Source organism: Mesoplasma florum L1, assembly GCF_000008305.1.
In the GTDB taxonomy this organism is placed as follows: domain Bacteria; phylum Bacillota_I; class Bacilli_A; order Mycoplasmatales; family Mycoplasmataceae; genus Mesoplasma; species Mesoplasma florum.
Map to the genome: position 1 here is coordinate 562623 of NC_006055.1, position 25448 is coordinate 588070.

General features: G+C 27.3%; 23 protein-coding genes and 2 tRNA genes. All 25 read right to left on the bottom strand.

Translation table 4 applies throughout. From position 1 onward, the window contains the following. Window positions 1-32: 32 nt before the first annotated feature. The 25 genes from MFL_RS02535 to MFL_RS02655 all read right to left on the bottom strand — a co-directional run bounded on the left by MFL_RS02535 (window position 33) and on the right by MFL_RS02655 (window position 25440). Window positions 33-122: transfer RNA gene (locus MFL_RS02535), tRNA-Ser, on the bottom strand. A gap of 50 nt (window positions 123-172) precedes the next feature. Continuing rightward, complete coding sequence (locus MFL_RS02540) at window positions 173-640, bottom strand: 23S rRNA (pseudouridine(1915)-N(3))-methyltransferase RlmH (protein ID WP_011183376.1); 468 nt, start codon at window positions 638-640, stop codon at window positions 173-175. 12 nt (window positions 641-652) lie between these two features. Then, complete coding sequence (gene ffh, locus MFL_RS02545) at window positions 653-2005, bottom strand: signal recognition particle protein (protein WP_011183377.1); 1353 nt, start codon at window positions 2003-2005, stop codon at window positions 653-655. 92 nt (window positions 2006-2097) lie between these two features. Continuing rightward, entirely contained in the window at window positions 2098-3462 is a 1365-nt protein-coding gene (gene asnS / locus MFL_RS02550; RefSeq protein ID WP_011183378.1) for an asparagine--tRNA ligase, read from the bottom strand. 4 nt (window positions 3463-3466) lie between these two features. Continuing rightward, entirely contained in the window at window positions 3467-4315 is an 849-nt protein-coding gene (locus MFL_RS02555; protein ID WP_011183379.1) for a Cof-type HAD-IIB family hydrolase, read from the bottom strand. 4 nt (window positions 4316-4319) lie between these two features. Next, the gene (locus tag MFL_RS02560; RefSeq protein ID WP_011183380.1) at window positions 4320-5465 is read right to left on the bottom strand and encodes an alpha/beta hydrolase family protein; all 1146 of its coding nucleotides are present in this window, start codon (window positions 5463-5465) and stop codon (window positions 4320-4322) included. Window positions 5466-5477: 12 nt separating this feature from the next. Then, window positions 5478-6260, bottom strand: coding sequence for a MurR/RpiR family transcriptional regulator (locus tag MFL_RS02565; RefSeq protein WP_011183381.1), 783 nt, complete (start codon window positions 6258-6260; stop codon window positions 5478-5480). A 66-nt stretch (window positions 6261-6326) separates the two neighbouring features. Next, entirely contained in the window at window positions 6327-7280 is a 954-nt protein-coding gene (gene tsaD, locus MFL_RS02570) for a tRNA (adenosine(37)-N6)-threonylcarbamoyltransferase complex transferase subunit TsaD (RefSeq protein WP_011183382.1), read from the bottom strand. Between the two features lie 12 nt (window positions 7281-7292). Then, complete coding sequence (locus MFL_RS02575) at window positions 7293-7697, bottom strand: PH domain-containing protein (RefSeq protein ID WP_011183383.1); 405 nt, start codon at window positions 7695-7697, stop codon at window positions 7293-7295. 65 nt (window positions 7698-7762) lie between these two features. Continuing rightward, window positions 7763-8152, bottom strand: a complete 390-nt coding sequence (locus MFL_RS02580; protein WP_011183384.1) for a hypothetical protein — start codon at window positions 8150-8152, stop codon at window positions 7763-7765. Window position 8153: 1 nt separating this feature from the next. Continuing rightward, window positions 8154-8633 (bottom strand): hypothetical protein, encoded by a 480-nt coding sequence (locus MFL_RS02585; protein ID WP_011183385.1) that lies wholly within the window; start codon window positions 8631-8633, stop codon window positions 8154-8156. Window positions 8634-8684: 51 nt separating this feature from the next. Further along, a complete protein-coding gene (locus tag MFL_RS02590) occupies window positions 8685-9629 on the bottom strand; it encodes a DHH family phosphoesterase (protein WP_011183386.1) in 945 nt (314 codons plus the stop codon). A 114-nt stretch (window positions 9630-9743) separates the two neighbouring features. Next, window positions 9744-11420 (bottom strand): hypothetical protein, encoded by a 1677-nt coding sequence (locus MFL_RS02595; RefSeq protein WP_011183387.1) that lies wholly within the window; start codon window positions 11418-11420, stop codon window positions 9744-9746. An 81-nt stretch (window positions 11421-11501) separates the two neighbouring features. After that, a complete protein-coding gene (gene leuS, locus MFL_RS02600; protein ID WP_011183388.1) occupies window positions 11502-13907 on the bottom strand; it encodes a leucine--tRNA ligase in 2406 nt (801 codons plus the stop codon). A gap of 95 nt (window positions 13908-14002) precedes the next feature. Next, window positions 14003-14079, bottom strand: a tRNA-Ile gene (locus MFL_RS02605). A 73-nt stretch (window positions 14080-14152) separates the two neighbouring features. Beyond that, complete coding sequence (locus MFL_RS02610) at window positions 14153-15922, bottom strand: DUF6119 family protein (RefSeq protein ID WP_011183389.1); 1770 nt, start codon at window positions 15920-15922, stop codon at window positions 14153-14155. Window positions 15923-16019: 97 nt separating this feature from the next. Then, on the bottom strand, window positions 16020-16415 hold the full coding sequence (gene rpsI / locus MFL_RS02615) for a 30S ribosomal protein S9 (RefSeq protein ID WP_011183390.1): 396 nt from the start codon (window positions 16413-16415) through the stop codon (window positions 16020-16022). Further along, window positions 16415-16867 (bottom strand): 50S ribosomal protein L13, encoded by a 453-nt coding sequence (gene rplM, locus MFL_RS02620; protein ID WP_011183391.1) that lies wholly within the window; start codon window positions 16865-16867, stop codon window positions 16415-16417. Before rplM ends, rpsI begins: the two co-directional genes overlap by 1 nt. Before the next feature lie 91 nt (window positions 16868-16958). Further along, entirely contained in the window at window positions 16959-17525 is a 567-nt protein-coding gene (tsaB, locus tag MFL_RS02625; protein WP_011183392.1) for a tRNA (adenosine(37)-N6)-threonylcarbamoyltransferase complex dimerization subunit type 1 TsaB, read from the bottom strand. Between the two features lies 1 nt (window position 17526). Then, window positions 17527-17946: a tRNA (adenosine(37)-N6)-threonylcarbamoyltransferase complex ATPase subunit type 1 TsaE gene (tsaE, locus tag MFL_RS02630; protein WP_011183393.1), complete on the bottom strand. Its 420-nt coding sequence runs from the start codon at window positions 17944-17946 to the stop codon at window positions 17527-17529. A gap of 54 nt (window positions 17947-18000) precedes the next feature. Further along, complete coding sequence (mgtA, locus tag MFL_RS02635; protein ID WP_011183394.1) at window positions 18001-20661, bottom strand: magnesium-translocating P-type ATPase; 2661 nt, start codon at window positions 20659-20661, stop codon at window positions 18001-18003. 240 nt (window positions 20662-20901) lie between these two features. Then, window positions 20902-21840 carry an ROK family protein gene (locus MFL_RS02640; protein ID WP_011183395.1) on the bottom strand — a complete coding sequence of 313 codons (939 nt, stop codon included), beginning with the start codon at window positions 21838-21840 and terminating at the stop codon, window positions 20902-20904. A 16-nt stretch (window positions 21841-21856) separates the two neighbouring features. Then, the gene (locus tag MFL_RS02645) at window positions 21857-22210 is read right to left on the bottom strand and encodes a hypothetical protein (RefSeq protein WP_011183396.1); all 354 of its coding nucleotides are present in this window, start codon (window positions 22208-22210) and stop codon (window positions 21857-21859) included. Window positions 22211-22215: 5 nt separating this feature from the next. Continuing rightward, a complete protein-coding gene (locus MFL_RS02650) occupies window positions 22216-23835 on the bottom strand; it encodes an alpha,alpha-phosphotrehalase (protein ID WP_011183397.1) in 1620 nt (539 codons plus the stop codon). A gap of 45 nt (window positions 23836-23880) precedes the next feature. Continuing rightward, the gene (locus tag MFL_RS02655; protein ID WP_011183398.1) at window positions 23881-25440 is read right to left on the bottom strand and encodes a PTS transporter subunit EIIC; all 1560 of its coding nucleotides are present in this window, start codon (window positions 25438-25440) and stop codon (window positions 23881-23883) included. Window positions 25441-25448 lie beyond the last annotated feature (8 nt).

A 25448-nucleotide genomic window follows, 5' to 3' on the forward strand; every position in this document is an offset into this window, starting at 1 on the left:
CCACCTATTAAAGGCAGCTTTGTTGTTTTTACTGGCGGGTTAAAAGAGACTCGAACTCTTGCGCCGGAAACCGACCTAACACCTTAGCAGGGTGTCCTCTTCACCAACTTGAGTATTAACCCAATAATTACACTTAATTATTATAACAATTAAGTGTCACATATTCAAAAAATTATTTATGATATTTTTCATTATTCATTATTTTAAATGCACGATATATTTGTTCAGCTAAAATAATTCTAAATAATTGATGTGGTAACGTGATGTTACCAAAAGAAACTTTTTTATAATTTTGTTGTAAAAATTTATCACTAAAACCATCACTTGGCCCTATTACAAAAACAATTTTTGCTTGCTTTAAATTTTTATTATTTTCAATGATTGACATAAATTCTTCTGTTGAATAATTTTTAGAACTTACATCCATACAAATTATTTCATGATCTGAAAATGCTTTTAATTTATCTATTAATAAATCTGAATTAATATTTTTATTTACCACATCTTCTTTTTGGTATTCTTCTTTAAGTTCAATAACTTGTAAATTAGCATATTTTGATATTCTATTTGCGTATTCATTAAATGAATCAATAAAGAATTTCTTATCTAATTTACCAAAACAAACTATTTTGATATTCATGATGAGATTTGATTAAAAACCAAATCCTCCTTTACCCATTCCAGGCATTCCTGGCATACGTCCGCTTTTCATCATTTTAGCCATTTCAAGAACTTGTTTTTTACCTTTTTCAAATGAGTTAATTAACTCATTTAATTCTTTTTCTGTACGACCTGAACCACTAATAATTCTATTTTTTCTAGTAAGTGATTTTAATAGTTTAGGTTCTCTTCTTTCTTTTAATGTCATTGAATCCATTAAAATTGAGAATACAACTAATTTTCTTTGTGCATCTGAAATTTGATTATCTGATATTTTAGCATTTGGCATCATTTTCATAATTCCACCAATATTACCCATTTTAGATACTTGAACTAATTGGTTTCTTAAATCTTCTAAATCAAATTGTCCCATGAACATACGTTTCATAGTTTTTTGCATTGAACGTTCATCAATATTATCAACAACTTTTTCAAAAAGAGTTTCAATATCTCCCATTCCAAGAATTCTATCAGCCATTCTTTTTGGATAGAATGGAGCAAGAGCTGAAACTCCTTCTCCTTCACCAATAAATTTAATTGGTAATTTAGTCATGTATCTAATTGATAGTGTAGCTCCCCCACGAGCATCCCCATCTAATTTAGTTACAATAACCCCTGTTAATTTTAATTGATTGTTAAATTCATTAGTTACATTAATAATTTCTTGACCAATCATTCCATCAACAACTAATAAAGTTTCATTTGGTGATGTAATCTTTCTTAAGTCATTTAATTCATTCATTAAATCTTTATCAATTTGTAAACGACCTGCTGTATCTAAAATAACAACATCATGTCCATTTTTTTCAGCAAATTCTAATGCTTGTTTTGCTGTTTTTAAAGGTGATTGTTTTCCTTGCTCAAAAACTGGTATGTTATTTTTATTTCCTAATTCAACCAATTGGTCAATAGCCCCTGGTCTATAAATATCTAAACCAACTAGTAAAGGCTTTTTAGCTTCTTTTTTTGCTAAATAATGAGCTAGTTTAGATGATGAAGTAGTTTTCCCTGATCCTTGTAACCCAACCATCATAACAACAGAAGGTTTTTTAGAAAGATTTAAAGGTGCTTTTTCAGTTCCTAAAATGTCAATTAATTCTTCATGAACAATTTTCAACATTTGTTGGTGTGAAGTAACACCTTCTTGAATATATTCACCAACTGTTTTTTCTTTTATTTTACTTATTAATTCTTTTACAACTTCAACGTTAACGTCAGCTTCTAATAAAGCTAAACGTATCTCACGAAGTGTTTCTTGAATGTTTTCATCAGTCAATGTAGATTTTTTGATATTTTTCTCCATTGATTTTTTCATTCGTTTAGTTAAAAAATCTCCAAATGCCATATGCATACCTCCAGTTTTAATCTTTATTTATTATACCAAACTTAATATTCAAAATAAAAATGCCGCAAGGCATTTTTGAATATATTTATATATTAATACAATAATGTTTTAGGTGTTCTTGGGAATGGAATAACATCTCTAATGTTTGAAGCACCTGTAATGTACATAATTAATCTTTCAAACCCTAAACCAAATCCAGCAGATTTGTAAAATCCATATTTTCTTAATCCAATGTATCAGTCTAATTCTTCAGGATTAATTCCATAGAATTCACATCTCTCAAGAATCTTATCTAAGTTAGCTTCACGTTCACTTCCACCACATAATTCACCAATTCCTGGAACTAGTAAGTCTACAGCGGCAACTGTTTTACCATCATCATTTTGTTTCATGTAAAATGATTTAATATCTTTTGGATAGTTGATAACAAATGTTGGACATTTGTTAACTTCTTCACAAATAAATCTTTCGTGTTCTGTACCTAAATCTAAACCAAAATGAATATTGTTTTCTTCAAATTTATGCCCTTTATCAATAGCATCTTGTAATGTTTTTAAAACTTCTTCATAAGTATTAACTTTAAATTCAACATTAACAATTCCTGTTATTTTATCAATTAAACCAGGTTCTAATTGTTCTTGTAAAAATTCTAATTCAGTCATGTTTTTTTCTAAAACATAACCAACAACACTTTTTAACATATCTTGCATTAATTGAATGTTGTCATTAATATCTGCAAAAGCAACTTCTGGTTCTATCATTCAGAATTCTGAAGCATGTTTTGTTGTATGTGAGTTTTCAGCTCTGAATGTTGGTCCAAAAGTATAGATATTTTTAAATGCTTGAGCAAATGCTTCACCATTTAATTGTCCTGAAACTGTTAAACTAGCTTTTTTACCAAAAAAGTCATTTGCATAATCTTTATCTTCATTAACTGTAACTACGAATTGTTCACCAGCACCTTCAGCATCATTTGAAGTTATGATTGGTGTTGTAACATAAACATAGTTATTTTCTTGAAAGAATTTATGAATTGCAAAAGCAGCTGTTGAGCGAATTCTAAAAATTGCTTGGAATGTTTTTGTTCTAGCTCTTAAGTGCGAAATTTCTCTTAAAAATTCAGGAGAATGTTCTTTTTTTTGTAATGGATATTCTTCAATTGCTTGATCAAGTAAAGTAATTGAAGTCGCATTAATTTCAAAAGGTTGTGGTCTTGTTGGTGTAGGAATTAAAATACCTTCGATTTCAACAATTGAACTAACTCTTGCTTTACTTCCTTGTTCAAAACCAAATGTTTCTGGTTTATAAACAACTTGTAAGTCATTTAAAACAGTTCCATCATTTAAAACCATAAAGCTAACTGCTTTTCCTTGACGATTTGATCTAACTCTACCAATGATTGTTACTTTTTGTTCTTTTAAAGTTTCATGGTTGTCATATAAAAATTTAATATCCATATCTTTATTCTCCTTTTAATACATATTTTTCTATAAATTTACCAACTCCACCATTAAGGTTTGTATCAGTTTCAAATTTTGCTATTTTTTTAATTGCTGGTACTGAGTTTCCCATAGCAACTGAATTTGGAACAACTTCAAACATGCTTATGTCATTCATATTGTCACCAAAGATTAATATTTCATCAAGTTTAATATTTAGTAATTCTGCTAATTTTAATACACCATTACCTTTACTTGCCTCAATGTTAATAAACTCATAAATTGGTGTTGATTCAACATTACTTCTCATTTTGTTTAACACTTTATTTTTATCAGTTTTTTCAAATCATTCTAACATTGCAGCTTCTTCTTTTTCCTCAACAAAAATCATAAACTGAATAACGTCTTGATAATTATTAAATGTTGATACATCAATTGGTTCAACATCATATTTATCAACTCAATTTCTTTCTTTTAATGACTTAACATTAATATCAATTTTATTTCAATATGCATGCGCAGGGACTTTTGTATATGCTAATGTTGGAATATTCATTTCAAACATTTTTTGCATAAATTCTTTAACTAATTCAATATCGATTGTTTCACAATATGTTGGTTCAAATTTTGATACTGTTGAAATAACAGATCCGTTTGAAAAAATAGAAACATCAGAATGTTTATCTACATCAAACATTTTTGCTCTTACTGAACCACTTGATCAACCTTGACCAGTAACAACAGCTACATGAACACCTTGCTCTGATACTTTTTTTAACATTTCTAAATCAAATGGATTTGATATTTTTCCATGTTCTAAAATCGTTCCATCTAAATCTGTTGCAATCAATTTAATATTAGTTAACTTCATTTATTTATTTTCCTTTTTTTCTATTTTTTGTTGAATTTACATAGAAAGTATTAACTTCATATTTCTCTAAGAAATTATTGTCAATAATTTCAGAGTTAATACCTAGATTTTTCAAAGCTCTCTCAGTTGCTTCGTCATCTTTCATTATTTTATTTTCAAAAGTTAATCATCGATAAACTGTTTGATAATAATGATGTTTAAGAGATAAACAATGTGATGAATAGTCATAAATTAAAATTTCATCATCTCTTGAATGAATTGATCTTTTAACAAATAATCTCATTGAATCATCAAATGGTGTTACATTATCATTTCTACAATGTAAGAAAAACATTGGGAATATCATTTTTAAATCTGATTCATAGTATTTAAACACGTCTAAATCATTTCAATCTAAATCAGTATCTTGAATTTGGTTTTTAATAATTCTATTAATAGATTTACCAACTCTTTTGTGACTTACTAAGTTTTTTAATCAAACATTTCTTGTATGCACTAATAATGTTTTAATGCTTCCATAATATGAGTCTGAAATTGCTCATTTAATATTATATTTAGAAAATTCTTCGTTATATTTTACAATACCATATTGCATTGTAAATCCACCCATACTCATTCCAACTAAGCCAATTGTTTCTGGTTTGTGGTTTTCATGTAATCATTTCATTGCTGCTCTAAAGTCTTTAACTTCACTAGCACCCATAGTTACATATTCAGTACTTTCAGATTCACCATGATTTCTAAAATCAAAAACTAAAATGTTATATCCTAGTTCAATGAATGGTCTTGCTTCATATAAAGCTCAATATTTATGTCCAGCAAATCAGTGTAATGATACAACTCATTTTTTAGAATTAGGATCAGTTATATATTTCATTCCTGAAATAACTACTCCATCTTCTGTTTCGAAATTAAAAGGGATTAAATTATCAGTTGCTTTTAATTGTAGTTGTGGTGTTTTATAAAACTTACGCATGATTTTATTCATACGTCTTAATTCAGGATAATAGTATTTATTCTTATTAGAATCTCCCATTGTTCCTTCTAAAGCTTTATAAAAAAATTTAAATCTAAGGTTAACAGTTTTAAAAATTTTGCTACCTAATCTAGATCTAGATTTTTTATTATTTTTTTTCTTTACTTTGGACATATATTAATCTCCTTATTTTTTCTCACTATTTAAGTAATGGTAAATTAATAAATCATTAAAGTAATGGAAAGGTAATGATTTTGAAATTAAAACATTATCATCATTTATTTCAACACCATCAACAATTAATGTATGAACTAAACTGGCATTTTCTTCAACTTCTTTTGAAGGCACTTTACCTGAAATAAAAATTGATTTACCTTTTTGTTTTCTTATTGCTTCTATAACTTTTGATAAGTGTGTAGAAGTTCCGTATTTTGTTAAGAATATGTATAAATCATTTGTTTGTGTATTTTTAATTCTATTATTGATTGAGTCTCAATCTGAATCTAATAATGTTACATTAACACCGTGGTTATAGAAAAAGTTAGAAAGATCCATTGCTGGTCCTCTTAACACACCTTCTCAATAACAAATAACAATTCTTGGTGATGAATCAATTAAATTAATTGTTTTAACTAAATTAGCTTTTTTAATTAAAGTGTAATTTTGTTTAATTAAATTAATATATCCATTAGCTACGTTTTCATCGTTTTTTGCAATATTTAATTCTGCATGTTCAACGTCATTTGCTAAACAGATCATGAAATCTCGATATCCATCAATATTCATTTTTTTCAATAAATTATAAATTGCACTAAACCCTGTTTTTGCACGTCTTGCTAATTCATCAATTTTTATATTTTCTTCTACTATTTGTTTTGAATTGCTTTTAATGTAATCAACAATAATTAATTCACGTGTAGTTAAATTATTTTCCTCAATTGTTGAAAGTTTTGCTAAAAAAGATCTCATATTTCCTCCGTTGTAAAATTATGCATTTTTGCATATTTATTTATTATATTTTATCATTTTTGGAAATTAATTACTACTTTTCAACTTTTCGTACGCTAATTTCGCTATCATTGCTGCATTATCTGTGCAATATTCCATCTTTGGAACAAATGTGTTTGTTATATTATATTTTTTACCCAATGACATTATTATGTTTCTAATTTCACTATTAGCACTAACACCACCAGCAACTGTTAATGTTTTTGGTTTAAATTGAATAATTGCTTTTTCTAGTTTTTTTTCAACTATTTTTGTTGCTGCATATTGAAAACTAGCAGCAATATCTGCAACCGGTATTTCCTCACCTTTTTGAGTTAAATTATGAATAATATTAATGACTGCTGTTTTTAATCCTGAATATGAAAAGTCATAACTATCATCATTTTTAGATATAGGAAATATAAAAGCTTCTTTATTTCCTTTTTGAGCCAATTTGTCAATTTTTGGTCCACCCGGATAACCTAATCCCATTACTCTAGCTACCTTGTCATAACATTCACCAATAGCATCATCAAGAGTTGCACCAATTACCTCAAATTCATTAGGTGAGTTAACGATTTCAATTTGCGTATGTCCTCCACTAACAACCATAGCTAGTACCGGATAAACAAACTCATTCTCAATTGATGCTCCATAAATGTGACCTTCAATATGATGTAATGGCATTAATGGTTTATCAATATAACTAGCGATAGTTTCAGCAACTAATTTACCTATGATTAAAGAACCTATTAAACCAGGTTTTTCAGTATATGCAACATGATCAATTTCTTCAATTTTTGTATTTGAAGATTCAAGTGCAGATTTGATTACTCAAGATATATTTTCTAAATGTAGTCTTGCAGCTAGTTCAGGAACAACACCACCAAAATTAACGTGTTGATCTATTTGTGATGAAATAATATTTGTTAATATTTTTCCATCATCAATTATTGAAATTGAAAATTCATCACAACTTGATTCAATTGCTAATATTTTCATGTGTTCTCCTTTTTATAATGATTTAATAAACTCATCATACATTTTTGATATGTTATATCCGAATTTTTGTGCAACTTCAGTATGTAAGTAATCTATTTTAAAAATATTACCATTTTTAAAAATCATAGTTAAATCAGCAATATCTCCAAGAACTCCTAGTTTTACATCTTCTATTTGTTCTAAACCATATTGTTTAATTTGACTTGCTGTTTGAATAAATTTGCTTATTGTAAATAATCTTTTATTTGTTAATAAAATCATATGCGCAAAAGCGTTTATTTCTCCAACAATAATATCAATTACATATTCATCAGATAAAAAGTATTTTTCTACTTCATTAAATTCTTTTTTATCTATCAGTTGATATTTATCAAAATTATAAATCTCTAATTTACTTAAATACTCTTTATTGTTCATAAATAGATTATAACAAATAAAAAAACCACATTAAGATATGGTGTTTTTATTACAACAAATGTTTGTTAATTTAGCATTTCTTCAATTTCTTTTTCTAAAATTGATGCTTCCTTTTTAAATTTAATAATCATACTTTTATTGTTAGAATTTTTATTTATTGCTTTAATTTTATCTTCTAATTCTATTTGCTTTAACTTTAAAGATGTCATATTGCATTCATTAATTGAAATGTCATTTTTTTCTTTTTTATTATTTGAATTTTTGTTATATAAAATTCAAAATGGAATTGCTCCCACAAATGGGAAAATGGCTAAAGTTGCTAATAAACCCAACCAAACACCAGATTGCTTTCCTTGCTTGCATTTTTTAATAGCTAAAAAACTAAATGCAGTTACAAAAATTAAAATAAATAAATAACATGCTATGTAAATAAGTATAAAAGCTCAAGTTGGCATACTAGTTTTCTCCCTTTAAAAAATTGATTTTATTTTTGCAAGTAATTATTTCTACTTTTGTTATTTCTATTTCTTTTTTAAGATTGATAATTTCTTTATTCAATGTTGATAAATTTTCTTTGATGACCCCAGATTTTTTATTATTCTTTAATTCTTCTCTTAATCTTAACTTTGAGTTTTGAAAAGAAAGTTTAGAATTTAACTTTTCTAATTCACTTAGTGCATTTTGTAAAAAAATATTGTCTATATTATTATTCTTACTATCAGGTAATTTATGTTTAACTATTTCACTTTTTTGGACGTTATCATTATTTTTTTTATATTTTTCATACATAATGAAACACAGTACAATACCAAGTAACGCACTACCTAAAAAACCAACTAAAAACCCTCATGGATTACCATTAAAACATAATTCGGCACCATAATATGTCAGTCCTACAGCTAAAATTATTACAAATATTATTATAAATATACTCATTTTATCACCTTATCTTTTATCTTATTTTAGCAAAACCACATTATATGTGGTCTATTCATTATCAATTATTATTTGATTTGCATCTTCAACAATTTGCATTGCTTCATCTAAACTGTTAATGATTGCTCCAGCAGCCATTTTGTGACCACCTCCACCTCATTTAACAGCTAATTCATTAACTGCAATACCATTTGAACGGAATTCAACTCTTCATTTTCCATCTTCTCTGATTGAGAAAGTGATTCAAATGTCAATTCCTTCTAAGTCTTTTAATAAGTTTGAAAATTTACCATTTTCTTCATAACTTAAATTATATTTTTTCATTAACTCATCTGGTAAGATGATATATCCAACTTTGTGATCAGTAACTTTAGCTGATGCTATTAATTCTGATTGTAAAGCTAAAACTGGGAATGAACGTTTGTACATAGTTTTATACATTTCAAACACATCAAAACCTGTCTCAATTAATCTAGCACATACTTCAAAAGTTCTTGGTGTAATACCACCAAATAAAAATCTTCCACTGTCTGTACAAATTCCATGATAAATTACTCTAGCTGCAACTGGTGTTATTTCTCAGTTATTATTAACAGCTAAATCTCCAACCATTTCACTTGCACTTGTATAATTTACATCAACTCATGATAGATCTCCATATGGTGTTGCATCTGGGTGGTGATCAATTTTTAGTAAAAATGCACCCTTATCATAATTTTGATTATCAATTCTTTCAACATTACCACAATCAGTTACAATAACTAATGCATCCTTAAATATTGCTTCATCTGTAAAAACATCAGGTGTTCCAGCATGTTTTAAATATCCAATTTCTTCACCAAATGCATAAACTTCTTTATTTGGGTAATTTGTTTTAATTAATTCTTTTAAGCCTAATTGTGAACCATAAGCATCTCCATCTGGAACAATATGTCTTAAAATAATTATCTTGTCATATTTTTCTATAACTTGTTTTATTTGTTTATAAATTGTCATAATTCTCCTTATATTATTAATATTTTACCAACTATTTGATAGAACTTTTTATTTTACAATAAAAAAAGCAATTCCTTACGGAATTACTAATTTTTATTAATATTAAAGAGCTAATTATTTAGCTGCTTTTGTAGATTTTGTAGATTTTTTTGCTTTTGCATTTTTTAATGCATCTGCTTCAACTGCTTTACGTAATTCTCTAGCCATGTTTGGTGAAATTAAGTTGTTGATTAAGAAACTTGAAATTGATAAGTAAATTCAGAATCCAACTAAAGTAACTCCATTAATTGCTGAGAAAATGCTTTGTAAGCTATGTCCATCTGGTCCATATAAAGCCATAAAGTTTGAAACAGTAGCAATAGTTCATGCGATCATTGGTAAAATGATTCCATCAACTAATAATTTTTTAGATAATGTTTTGTGTTGTTTAAAGCTATCTACTAATGTAGCGATTACATAGAATATTAAACTTGTTGATAATACTAAGTAAGCTACTGCTGAGAATCAAACTCAAATTTGAGCTGATGATCCCGGAGCAACGATGTTAACTTTTGATACACCAACAATTCCTGCTGAAATTGTAATGAAAGTTAATACGTATAATGAGTAGAAAATAATAGCTGGTTTAACTAAAATATTTTTGATGTTTTTGTATTGTTCATTTCTGAAGATCATTAATGAATGAGCAATAATAGTTAAAATTACTCAAGAAACGAAGAATGTAGCTGCTACAGCTAATGTTCTTACATCACCTGTTAAATTAGAAACTAATCCATTAATTAATCCACCAACAAATGCTGAAATAATAATTGCTGGGATAAACATTGCAACTAAGAAGAAGTTAAATTTAAAGATTTCTAAACTATAAATTTTTCATCCTAAATTGTTATCCGCTTTATCTTGTAATGCTTTGTGATAAGCAATTGAGTATTTTGAACCTGTTGCACAGTATTCATATCCACGTTTTAAGTCGAAGAATAATTCATCTCCACGACCATTGATTGAACGTCTTCTTTCTTTTTCATACATTTCTTTGATTGATTCTGTAACAACTTTTGCTGCTTCAGCAAAAACTGTTAAGTCTCCTTCTTTGATAAGTACTGAACAAATTTCATCCATCATAATGTTTAAGAATTCTGGTTTGAAGGCCAATCCTGAATATGCTGCATAATCAGCTTTAACTGCATCAAAGTTTCCTTCTGCCAATTTAACTTGTAATCCTTCAGTAAATGAAATTGTTTTTTGGTAGTTGTATAAAACATTTGATTGACGGTTTTTCATGTATGATTTCATTCCAATAACTGTTCCAAATAATAATTGTTTTGTTAATGGTACAAACATTGCAAATACTCCCCCAACTAAAATCATTTTGAATGGATCCAATAATGTTTTTAATAATGAGTTTGCTGCCATAAATCCGTTTAAAACATATGTACCAGCTCCAGCTTTATCATTTGCTGCTTCAATTAATGCATTGATAAATGCAATATTTGTTGATCCACCTAATGATAATGCAGATGAAGTAATTATTCCAGATGGTAATGTTCCACCATTAAATAACATTGCTGCATTTAAATCTGTATATTTTTCAAAAAATGCAGTTCATGCGTTTGATTCACTTAAACCAGCAACCATGATAAGATCATCTAAAGTTTTGTTTCAGTTTGTACCTGATCCCAATTGAACTGCACCGATGTTGTAAATAGCAACTGAATCAATTCAAGCTGAGTAACCAAAGTAAATAACTGCAACAACTAGTAATAAAATAACTAATCTAACTGTTTTTCTCATTTTCTCTATTCCTTTCTTTTAACCAAAATATTATAACAAAAAAAATCAGTGTCAATACTGATTTTTTGTTTTTTTGCACCCTTATTTAATAACTATGTTAACAATTCTGTCAACTACAGCAATCTCTTTAATGATTTCTTTATCTTTAATATAGCTAATAATGCTCTCTTGTTTCTTAGCTAATTCTAATAATTTATCTTTAATAGTTCCTTTTTCTACTTCAATAGTAGCTCTTAATTTACCATTAATTTGTAGAGCAATAACAACTGTGTTTGAAACTAATTTACTTGGATCAAAAACTGGTCAAGCTTGTTTTGTAATTGAAGGAGCATGTCCTAGTTTTTCTCATAATTCTTCTCCAATGAATGGAGCATAAATACTTAACATTTTTACAAATCCTTCAATGTAAGGACGATATACTGGTCCTTCATGTTTATAAACTGCGTTAACAAATATCATTAATTGTGATATTGCTGTATTAAATTTTAATGATTCAATCATTTCACTTACATTTTTAACTACATCATTATAAACAAAGTCTAGTTTAGTATCATTTACATCAGTTAATTCAGTAGTCATAACCATTCTATAAGCTCTATGAATTCATTTTAAAGCAGAATCTAATCCATCTTCACTTCATGGTAATGAAGCATCTAATGGTCCCATGAACATTTCATATAATCTTAAACTATCAGCACCATGTGTTGAAACAATGTCATCAGGATTAATTACATTTCCTCATGATTTAGACATTTTTCTTCCATCTGGTCCTAAAATCATTCCTTGATTAAATAATTGTTTAAACGGTTCTTTAACTGAAGTAATTCCTAGATCATATAATACATAGTTTCAAAATCTTGCGTATAGTAAATGACCAACAGCATGTTCTTGTCCACCAACATATAAATCAACTGGCATTCATTTTTCAAAACGTTTTTTAGCTTCTGCACTATCAATGTCAATAAATTCATTTTCTCCATCAGCTAAAATATAAGCTAAGTAATATCAACTTGAACCTGCAGATTGAGGCATTGTGTTTGTTTCTCTTCTATATTTAACACCATCAATTTCTACATTAACTCATTCTTCAACATTGGCTAATGGTGATTCTCCAGTACCACTTGGTTTAATATTTTTAATTCTTGGTAATTCAACTGGTAAATCCTCAATTAATGTTATTTCTTGATTTGGTCCATATAAGACTGGGAAAGGTTCACCATAAAATCTTTGACGTGAGAATAATCAATCTCTTAATTTATAGTTTGTTTGTTCTCTTCCTCAACCTTGTTCAATAGCAATTTTTGTCATTGTTTGAATAGCTTGTTTTTTATCCATCCCATTTAAAATATCTGAGTTGATAATTTTACCTTCTCCAACAAAAGCTTTTTCATCAGTTTTGTTTTCAATAACAAATTTTTTCTCTAAGTTGAATTTAGTTGCAAATTCTCAATCTCTTTTATCGTGAGCAGGGACTGCCATAACAGCACCAGTTCCATAATTTGCTAATACATAATCACTAACTCAAACTTGAACTAATTCATTAGTATGTGGATTAGTTGCATAGCTTCCAGTGAAAACTCCAGTTTTTGGTTTTGATTCATCTTTACGATCAATCTCTGATTTATTTTTTGCTAATTCGATATAAGTTTGTACTTCTTTTAATTGTTCTGGAGTTGTAATGTTTAATACTTGTTCATGCTCTGGAGCTAAAACAATATAACTAACTCCATAGATAGTGTCTATTCTAGTAGTGAATACAGGAACTTTAATATTGTTAACTAAAAAGTCTAATTCAACACCAGTTGATTTACCAATTCAGTTTCTTTGTAAGTCTTTGATTGAACTATTTCATTCTAATTCATCTAATCCTTCTAATAAACGATCAGCATATTCTGTAATTTTTAAAACTCATTGACGCATTTTACGTTTAGTTACAGGATGCTCTCCACGTTCACTAACCATTAATCCATCTTTTTCAATAATTTCATCATTAGCTAAAACAGTTCCTAATTCTTGACATCAGTTAACTTCAACATCACGGTTTTCTGCTAAACCTTTTTTATACAGTTGATTAAATATTCATTGTGTTATTTTGTAATAGTTTGGATTAGCTGTTGATATTTCTTTATCAAAATCATAACTAAATCCCATCATTTTTAATTGGCGTTTAAATGTTTTAATATTTTCTAAAGTGAAATCAATTGGATCATTACCTGTTTTTAATGCATATTGTTCTGCTGGTAATCCAAATGCATCTCAACCCATTGGGTGTAAAACATCATATCCATTCATTCTTTTATAACGAGAAAAAACATCAGTTGCAGTATAACCTTTAACATGACCAACATGAATACCTGCTCCACTTGGGTATGGGAACATATCCAATACATAAGATTTTTTATCAGATGTATTAGTTGTTTTATTTGTATTATTTTCTTCTCAATATTTTTTTCATTTCTTTTCAATCGCTTTATGTGAAAATTCCATTTTAAACTCCTTGTAAATATAAACTATTATTAATTTTACTATTTTTAAAAAATAAAAAAAGTAATAATCAAATGATTATTACTTGTGATATCTAATGGTCGGAATAATTGGACTTGAACCAACGACCTCTCCGTTATCAGCGGAGTGCTCTAACCAGCTGAGCTATATTCCGAAAACAAAAATATTGTATTATTTTTACAATATTAAGTCAATAGAAAAACATTAAATTTATATTTTTATTAAATTTATATTTCTTCTTCATATGCTGGACTATATAAAAATAATTCTTTGTTATAAGTTTTTAATACATTTTCTGTGTCCACAAAAAGAAATTTTGAATAAAAAGATTCAGTATTTCATTTCAATGGTGCAGTAACAAATGCAGCAACATATTTTGCATTTCTAATTTTTTTAAAAAAATCTTCTTTGCTTATATTTTCCGGTATCCTATTTTTTTCAAAAAGCTTATCATAATAGTCATAAATAACATTTTGCGCACTATGAATTAAATTAGCTGATGTTTCTATTTGATTAAATAAGTCTCTAGACCCAATTCCAGTAGGACTTGCTTTATTACAAATCAGATAAGTTTGATCATTATCTGCAAAAACTATTAAATCACATATTTCAACATTTTTAATAGTTATTCTATCAGCCAATATAATATCCTTGTTATCTTTTTTTGATAAAAAAGAATCATTATATTTTTTTTCATTAATTCTATGACTTTTGTTTTTAAACAATTTTTTTGCTTTATAAACATCTTCTAATTCTTTTTTGCTTTTTTCATTCAATTTTTTAAAAGATAATTTTATATGTTCATCATAGGTTTGATCTAAAATATATCACTTTCCACCGTTTAAATATATTTCTCCTTCTTGGGTAATATAAATGTAATCAATAATATTTTTCAATTTCTGTTTTTTAATTTCCTTATTTTCCTCATCGAATATTGTTATTTCTCAATTCATAAAAAAATTTCTAATTTTATTTTTTGAAAATGAAACATCCCTATTAGGTGCTTTTTCAAAATTAAATTTAACAAAATCACTGTAAATATTTTCAAATGTTGGAATTACATCATATTCCTTTCTAAATTTACCATCTCTAGATTCAATAATCCATTTAGCAGCATTAAAATAGTCAGCATAATCAGACCATGTTATAGTTATTTCTTTTTTATCAATTGTTTCAAAAATTTCATAAAATTCATCAAAGTATTTTTCATTTAAGCCATTTTCTGCAAATTCACTTACAGGTTTCCAATATGATAATCAAAGTTTAGGTTCTTTTTTAGAAATACTAGAAATACTAGAAATATATTTTTTAAATTCTTGCGGCGAAACTGATTTTTTTATTTCAAAAAAATCAGCTGCATTTATTTTGTTTTTAGAAAATTCATCTTCGCTTGTTCCCTCATCAATAATTCCTAACTCTTTTGATACATTGAAAGTTGTTTCCAAATCTAAATTTTTGATGTTATTTGAAAATTGAATTTCACTTGTTATTGTTGAATTACTTCTATTATAGTTTGTAGATTGTATTCTTTTTCCTCTTATCGGTTTTTCAACAAATTTTTGTAAAACAGGTTCAGTTCCATCATATAGTCTTGTTATAATTTCTTTTCCAAAATCTTTAACAATGAACTCACTTATATAGTTACTTGCATGACCACCTGTTGATGCATAAAGCTCATTTTCATATGCAATTAAGAAAATAAATGATACAGATGTGTTAACTAAATTATCAAAATGTTGATCTTTAAAAAAATTAGATAAACCACTCATCCATGATATTTCCGCATCTTTTATGTAGACAAGAGCAGCAATATTTTCATCATCAGATTCTTCATTATATATTCAAAAATTATTTTCAACCAAACTATTTTTATCAATTATATATTGAAAAATTAAGTCTTTAATGATTGATAGATTCATTTCTTCATTATGTCTTTGTAATTCATTTTCTCATATTTTTTTTGTATCTAATTTGTATATTCTAAAACTTTGATTCATTTGTCTCCTTTAAAATCTCTATATAATTTTAATATATTCATAATAAAAAAAGACAGCATTTGCCATCTTTTAAATATATATTGCTGAAAATATATGATTAACGTTTTGAGTATTGAGGTGCTCTACGTGCTCCACGAAGACCGTATTTTTTACGTTCTTTAATACGTGCATCACGTGTTAGTAACCCAACAGCTCTTAACCCTTTACGGTAATCTTCACTAGCTACTAATAATGCTCTAGCAATCCCTAAACGAGTTGCTCCAGCTTGACCAGTAAACCCTCCGCCTTTAACTGTAACAGTGATATCAAAATCTTTTTCTGTTCCAGTTGCTACAAGTGGTTGTTCTAAGTCTTGAACTAATGTTGGATATGGGAAGAATTCTAATGCAGGAACACCATTAACAATGATGTTTCCTTTTCCAGGAGTTAAGATAACTTGAGCTACAGAAGTTTTTCTTCTTCCAGTTCCTCTATAAATAACTTTTTCTGCCATTATTTGTTATCTCCTTTTTTTACAAATGTTAAAACTTCTGGTTTTTGAGCTGCGTAAGGGTGGTTTTCACCAACAAATACGTGTAATGCTCTAAATTGATTTCTTCCTTGTACATTTTTTGGTAACATCAAACGAATTGAACGTTCTAAAATTTTAGTTGCGTCTAATTCTCTTTGAACTGCTACAGTTCTTCTTCTTAGTCCACCTGGGTGCATTGAGTGGTGGTAGTATGTTTTATCTGATTCTTTTTTACCAGTAAATAATACTTTCTCAGCGTTAATGATGATAACGTGATCACCATTGTTCATGTGAGGTGTGAAGTCAACTTTATGTTTACCTCTTAAGATTCTAGCTACTTCTGTAGATAATCTCCCCACATTTTGTCCTGCTGCATCAACGATATATCAATTTTTTTTGATGTCTTTTGCAGCAATTAATGTTGTTTGTTTCATGTGCTTTTTCTCCTCTTATTTGACTTGTCCGGGGTCTTATAAATGTAGTAAGCAAAAATATTATAATACATTTGTTTTAAAATTTAAATTCCTAAATGAAATTTTTTATATATAAAGGTAAAATTTCTTCAATTTCATCAACCAATCTAAAGTTTTTTTCTAATAAGTTAAATGTTTGAATATAATCTAAAGACTTATTATCTTCTTTAATTAAAAAGTTAGAATAAGTTTTTTTAATATCATCTAATTCAGATAAGTTAACAACTGTTTCTTCTATTAAAGGTTTTTGGTTTTCATATACTCCAATATAGTATTTACTTCCTCTAGCATCTAATATTGAAATAGCTTGATCATTTGCTGCTTGAAATGCTAATGAATTTAATAAATAGACTTTAATTCTATTGTTTAAAGTTTTTAAAGTTTTAACAATTGTTAGCCCAACTCTAACACCAGTATAACTACCAGGACCATTAGTTAAATAAAATTCTTGAATATCATTAATTTTTAAATTATTTTTACTTAATAACTTAGTGATAGTAGATAATGCTATATCACTAACCTTTTTAGTGTCAGACAATATTAGACTATCGATTATCTGATCATCTTTTTTTAGTATTAAAACTAATTTTCAATTACATGTATCTATAAATAATTTCATCCTAATAATTTCTTTCTATTTTAATTTCTCTAGTAGTTTCATCAATTGCTAATATTTCAATTTTTATATTTTTAAATTCATTAAAGTCATAATTTAAATTTGTTCATCATTCAATGATATTAATATTGTTATCAAATTCTTCTAAGAACATTTCAATATTTGATTGTTCATCTAGTCTATATGCATCCATATGATTTATGACTAGGTTATTTGTAGTTTCATATTGATTCAAAATATTAAAAGTTGGGGATGTTACATTTTCTTCAACTCCCAATGATTTAATTAATTGCTTTGTTAAAGTTGTTTTACCTGCACCAAGATCACCTGTTAATAATAAATAAACTTCACCCTTAACGCTTTTTAGTTCATCAGCGATTTTAATGGCTAATTCTCTAGTTTCATTAATGCTTTTGATAATCATTAAAATCACCTCTTTCATTATTAGATTATATAAAAAAATACCTATTAAAGGTATTTATAATCATTCTTTAAATTTTTTGATGTATAGTTTTTTAACTAATTGTGCTAGAACTATATAAGTTCCAACAAATCCCAATGCTACAAATATAAATGATCAGTGTGGTGTTGACATTTGAACCAATTGATTAATTGGTGTAAATGGAATCAATATAGCAGCTAAACAAATCACAATAGTTGCTATTAACATTGACATTGAACATTTAGATTGTATAAATGGTGTTTTTTCAGTTCTATACACTTGCATTACAGCTGTTTGAGTCATTAATCCAACAACAAATCAAGAAGCGTGGAATTGCATTGCATTAGTGCTTCCTTCAGGCACACTTCCTTGGAATGGCACTAATTTGTATCCGAATATTAAAACTAAGAATGTTGAAATATCAAATATAGAACTTATAGGTCCATTTATAACTGCAAACCATATTATATTTTTGGTTGTAAATGGTCTAGGTTTTTGTAAAAACTCTTCATCTACATTATCAAAAACTAAAGCAAACATTACAAAGTCATATAATAAGTTTTGTAATAATAGATGTAATGCTAACATTGGCTCTTCTTTTGTTAAGAACAATGCAACAATAACAGATATAACGTTACCAAAGTTTGATGCAACTGTTACTTTAATGTATTTAAGCATATTAGCCAAACTCTTACGTCCTTCAATAACAGCATTTTCAATAGCCATTAATGATTCACTTGTTAAGATCATATCAGCTGCATCTTGAGCAATATTTGATGCTTCACTAAATGAAATAGCTACATCAGATTCTCTAAGAACTGGAGCATCATTAATTCCATCTCCCATGAAACCAACTACATGCCCTTGCGCTTGTAATGCTGCAATAATTGTTGATTTATGAATTGGTGATAATTTTACGAATACATTAGCTTCAACAACAGCTTTGTGTAATTGTCTATCATCCATAGCTTCAATTTCTGCACCAGAAAATAGTTTAGTAATTTCAAAATCAACATTTTTACAGATTGCTCTTGTAATAATTTCATTATCACCAGTAAGAACTTTTGTTGATATTCCTTTTGATGCTAAATTTTTAATTAATTTTTTTGAAGTTTTTTTAGGTTTATCAAAGAAAGTACCAAATCCATAAAAAATTAGTTCTTCTTCAACGTCTTCATCTTGTAAAACATTATGAGCTATACCAATTACTCGGTAACCATCAATGTTTAATTCATGAGTTTTTTTCAAAATCATTTTCTTTAGCTTAGCGTCTAATTTTTCTATTTTTCCATTAATAGAAATTCTATTACATACTTTTAAAACTTCTTCTACTGCACCTTTTGTAAAAATTTCTTTATCTTTTTTACTAGTTAAAATTACAGATAAGATTTTTCTTTCAAAGTCAAAAGGTATTTCTCATTCTTTTGTATAATCATCTACATCAGGTTTTTTAATTTTTGATGACAAAACAGCACTATCAATAGGATTTTGGAATCCTGATTGGAAATAACTATTTAGATATAAAACATTTTCTAAGAATTCTGATTTTTCACCATTAACTCCAGTTACTTTATCTAAACTAATTTCACCACTTGTAATAGTTCCTGTTTTATCTGTACATAAAATATCAATAGCACCTATGTTTTGTACTGAATTTAAATTTTTAACAATCATTTCACCATTTTTTTCAATTTGTTTGTAACCTCTTGTTAAGTTTGAAGTTACAATAATTGGTAACATTTCTGGTGTTATACCTACAGCAATAGCTATAGTAAACATTGCGCCCTTAACTCAATCTCCTTGTTGTAAACCTGAGATTAATAAAACAACAGGAATTACAGCAATCATAAATGCAATTAGGTATAATGTAATTCTTTTAATTCCTTTTTCAAATGAAGAACTTTTTCTTTTTTCTTTAACTTTGTTATCAATTAATGAGAAATAAGTTTTTTGCCCTGTAGCAACTACAATTGCTAATCCACTACCTGACATAACTTCTGTTCCCATATAACCAATGTTTTCATAACTTAAATGAGATTCGAATTCTTTATCATGTGAATCTTTTTTTTGTACTGGGAAACTTTCACCAGTTAAAGATGATTGGTTAACATATAAATTATTTGATCAAATAATTCTAACATCAGCTGGAATAATATCTCCATTCACTAAATAGATAACATCTCCTGGAACTAACTCATCATTTTCAATAACTTCAGCTTCTTTAATCATTCTAATTGAATTAGCGTTATCTACTGATTTATAGTTGTATGAAATATTTCTTATGACTTTTGATGTTTTTTTATTCTCAGTTATCATTCTTTTAATAACTAAATGAGATCTGATTTCTTGAATGAATGCCATTGTTCCACTAGCTAATATCATAATTAGCACAATAACAGCAGCCACTAGTGAAAATGTATTTGGATCACTAACATACTCATAAAAGTTAAATGCATCGATCGCCATTAAAATAATATTAAATGGTGAAAAAAATGATTTAACAAATACAAGAAAAACATTAAATCTTGCTGGTTTTAATTCTTTACCACCAAATTTTTCTCTATTTACTTCAACTTGTTCATCGTTTAAACCAAAACTATTTACTTCAAATTGTTTTAGTAATTTATTATTATCAGAGTCTACATAATTGATTAATTCAATTTTTGTATTATTGTTTAATTTCTTTAGTTTTTTCATAAATTATCCTTTTCTATGAATGCCTAAATACTAAAATTTTAACGATTAAAAAATAGTGATTTAAAAGCACTCTCAATAAAATTTAATCCTTTAAATAAACCCTGGGATGGAATACTCATAAAATCACCTCTTTCATTTCTTATAGATTATAGCATAAAAAGTAAAATCCATAAAATATGAATTTATTATAGACATCAAAAAAAACATCAAGCCTTAGTTTTAGTTTGATGTTTCTTCTTATTATTTAATATTTTCTACAGCTCAGTAATAAGCTCCTCAAATTCCTGCGTCATTACCAAGTTTAGCTATTTCTATAACCATATCTTCATAAAATGATTTTAAAGTATATTTTTTTAAATTTTCGAAAATTATTTCAGATATTCTTTCGCCTAAATTTGAAGGGCCACCTCCAATTATTACTTTATCAACGTCTAAAACAGTTTGTAAATATCCAATAGCTTTAGATAAAGGCATTAAGCACTCTTTGAAAATGTTTATAATAACAGGATCTTCGTTATTAAACAATTCAACAATATCAATAATTTTTATTGTCTTAAATTCTTTTCCAAATTTTGATTCAATGTAATTCTTGTTATCAGTTTTATTAAGTTCACGCTCTATACCTGTAGCACTACTTTTTGCTTCTAAACAACCATAAACACCACATGAGCAAAGTAATTCTTCATCAGCGAAACAACCACCATGGCCACCTTCACTTGCGTATCCTTTTTTAGTTCCTTCTCAAATTTGTTTATTTAAAATTAAACCATGACCAACTCCAGTTCCTAAAGTGAACAGCATCATAGATTCTGGTATACCATCTTGACCTTTTTTTCATTCACCATAAGTTGCAGCATTGGCATCATTTAAAATAAATATTTTTTCAAAATTGAATATTCTTCTTGCTTCTTTTAAAAGAGGATAATTTCATCAATTTAAATTACCTGCAAAAACAATAATTTCAGTTTTTTTATCGTATGCGCCAGGCACAGAAAAAGATATTGCTTCAATATTTTCTCATTTATAGCCATTTTCTTTAAAATAAATATCTATCATTTTCTTTAAATTTTCAATTATTTCAAATTTTGGTGTTTCAACAAAAAACTTACTTTTTATTTCGAAGTTTTCAATAAGTGCGCATTTAGCTGAATTTCCACCTAAATCAATATTTAGTATCATTTTATTTCTCCTAATTTTATAATATGTGTCTTGTACTTAAATAAATTTTTCTATATGTGTAAATTCCATACAGGAAAGCAAAAATATTTAGTGTTAATAGCTCAAATATTATTAAAATAAACATTGTTTTCATTGATTTTTCATTTAAATAACTTCCATATATATCAATCTTATATATAGCTTGTCAGCAGTACAATGCACTTACTATAGTTTGGATAAAAACTATACAAGGTAATATTCATCAAAAAGGAAACTGTTTTACAACCCCAATATAAATACAACTAATTATAAAAAGTAAAGTTGAAACAATGAAAACTGCAATACTTGAATTAAGCGAAAATCTTGCCTTTTCACGATCATTATATCTCATTGTTTTTATTTCCTTTCGATTGCTATTACTTGATAAGGTTTTAAAGAATCAAAACTAAAATCTTCATAATTATTTAAAATTATTTTTCAATTATTGCTATCTAGTTTTAATTTTATCAATTTATTTTCAGTTGTTCAGTTTGTTAATATAATTATTTCTTTATCTTTTAATTTTCTACAATATGCATAATCCTGATTTTCAAAAAAGCTAATTGTTCCATCATTAAATACTTCTTCATTTAATCTTAAATTAATTACTTTTTTGTAAAAATTTAAAACAGATTTATCATCATTTAATTGGTTTTTAACATTGATTGTTTTGTAATTTTTATTAACAAATAAATCTATATTTTCTTTTTCTGAAAATCCAGCATTGAATTCATCATTTCATTGCATCACACTTCTTGCATTGTCTCTTGATTTAATTCTTAAAATATCAAGTACTTCTTCTTCTGATTTTATTTTTAATAAATCATTAGCATTTCCAATTGATTCAACATCTTTAAATTCATTAAGGTTATTAAAAGTTAAATTTGTCATACCAATTTCTTCGCCTTGATAAATGAATGGAACTCCACGCATTAATGAAGTAAATGCAAAAATAGAAGTTGCACTTTCATATCAATATTTATCTACATTTCCAAATCTTGAAACAGCTCTTGGTTGATCATGATTATTCATAAATAAAGCTAAAGTAGAATTTTCTAATTGATAATATTCTTGTCATTCTTTTTGTAATTTTCAAAACAAGTTTAAATCAGGTTTAACATTTGTTCATTTGTCATTATTTTCATAATCAACTTTTAGATGTAAGAATGTAAAAACTGAATCAAGCTCTTTATTTTCTACCTTAGCATATTTAGCTGATTTTTCTTTAGTTGTTGATGAAACTTCACCAACTGTAAATATTTCATTATCAGTTCCAAAAACTTCATTATGCATCAAGTTAAAATACTCTTCAACTTTTACTCCATCTGTATAGAATCTTCGCCCATCCCCAATTTCATCATTTTCAAATAATGTGGGTTTGCTATAAAGATTACAAACATCAAGTCTGAAACCACTAATACCTTTATCTTTTCAAAACTTTAATATATTAATTAGTTCATTTCTAACTTCTGGATTTTCTCAATTTAAATCTGGTTGTTCTTTTGTAAATAAATGTAAATAGTATTTATTTAGATTAGGTACAAATTCTCAACTTAAACCACCCATTTTACTTTTTCAATTAGTTGGCTCTTTACCATCGACTGGATCTTTAAAAATATAATAATTCATATATTTTTCATCACCAGCTAAAGCTTTTTTAAATCATTCGTGTTGGTCAGAAGTATGATTGAAAACTATATCTAAAACAATTGTTAAATCTCTTTTCTTTGCTTCAGATATAAGAATTTCCACTTCTTCCATAGTACCAAATTCTTCATTTATTCCACAATAATCTGAAACATCATAACCACTATCTTTAAAAGGTGATTTTGTAAAGGGAGATATTCATATTCTAGTTATGCCTAAACTTTTTAAATAATCTAATTTATTTATTATACCTTTGATATTTCCTTTACCTTTTTTCTTACCATCAGAAAAAGTTAAAGGGAATATCTGATAAATTACTTCATTTCTCATTTTTTCCCTTTTTCTATTTAGTTTTATTTTAATATTATTTTAATATTATTTTAGTAATTCTGCTGCTTTTACTTCGATATTGAATTTTTCGAAATATTTAACTTTTGAGAATACCATTGTTAATCCTATTGAAACTGCTGCTGTTAATATCATTGATATCATAAATCATGTATAACCAGTTCCAATTCAAGTATTAACACCTTCAATTTTTGATTCAACTTGAACATTTAAAATTCCTAATCACGCACCATTTCCTGAGTTAGTTGCACTAACACCTGAAATAACTGCTAATTCTAATCCTAAACCTGTTGCAATTGAAGCTGCTACAAATGGATACATATGTTTTAAGTTAACACCATACATTGCTGGTTCAGTAACTCCTAGATAAGCTGAAACAACTGATGGAATACCTACATCTTTTGCTCTTGGATCTTTTTTGTTAACTAATATTCAACCAAGAACAGCACTTCCTTGAGCAATAGCTTGAGCACATGTTCCAATAAATAAGAAGTTTCCTCCATTTTGTATTGTGTCTTGTACAAACACTGCATTAAATAAGTGGTGAACTCCTGTTAATACAATTGGTGCATACGCCATACCAATTATAAATCCGAAGAAGTATTTTGCAATGTTATTTGTAAATGCTCATGAAATAGCAAAACTGATAACTGATGCAACTATAAATCCTGCAGGACCAATTACAAACATAGCTAATGTAAATGTTGGTAAAATTGTTACTAACGGAACAACAATTTGACTTACAACTGCTGGTGATGTTCTTTTAATTCATTTATTGATATAAGCACCAACAATACCAATAGCAAACGCAGGAATAACTTGCGCTGTATATTGAATTTTTCAAGGATATTTCATGAAACCTCAGTCAAAGGCTCCATCATCCATACCTGCCATAATTTGTCAGATTCATTTAAATCCACCATCTTGTGAAGCTTCACCAGAAACTTCATAAACGTTCATTAAAGGTGGAACTAATAAACATAGTCCAACAACAATTCCCATAACTTGGTCAGCTTCCATTTTTCTAAAAATACTTCAGCATAAATGAACTGGAAGTCATCAGAAACAAACTTGAGCTGGAATTCATAAGAAGTCATCAAGTCCTTGTCAGAATTGACCAGATTTAACAATTATAAAGCCATTAAAATCTGCTTCTAAAATATTTCTAAATCCTAGGATTATCCCACCTGCTACTAAAACAGGAATAATTGGAATAAATACTTCTCCTAAAAAGTTAAGTGATTTTAAGAATCACCCACCATTATTTTGGTTTGCGATGGCTTTAGCTTTTTCCTTAGAAACAGCTTCAACCCCTGAAACAGCTACAAACTCTTTAAAGTATTTTTCAACTTCTGTTCCAATGATAATTTGATATTGACCAGAAGATTTAAAAGTACCTTTAACACTTGGCATTGTTTCAACTTTTGCTTTATTAATTAGATTTTCATCTTTAATAACAAGTCTTAGTCTTGTCAAACAGTGAGTTGCTGAAATAATATTTTCAGAACCACCAAGATATTCAACAAGTTCTTTTGATCAAGCTTTTAAATCAATCTTTACTTGTGGTAATTTTTCTTTTTTACCCATAATCTTTG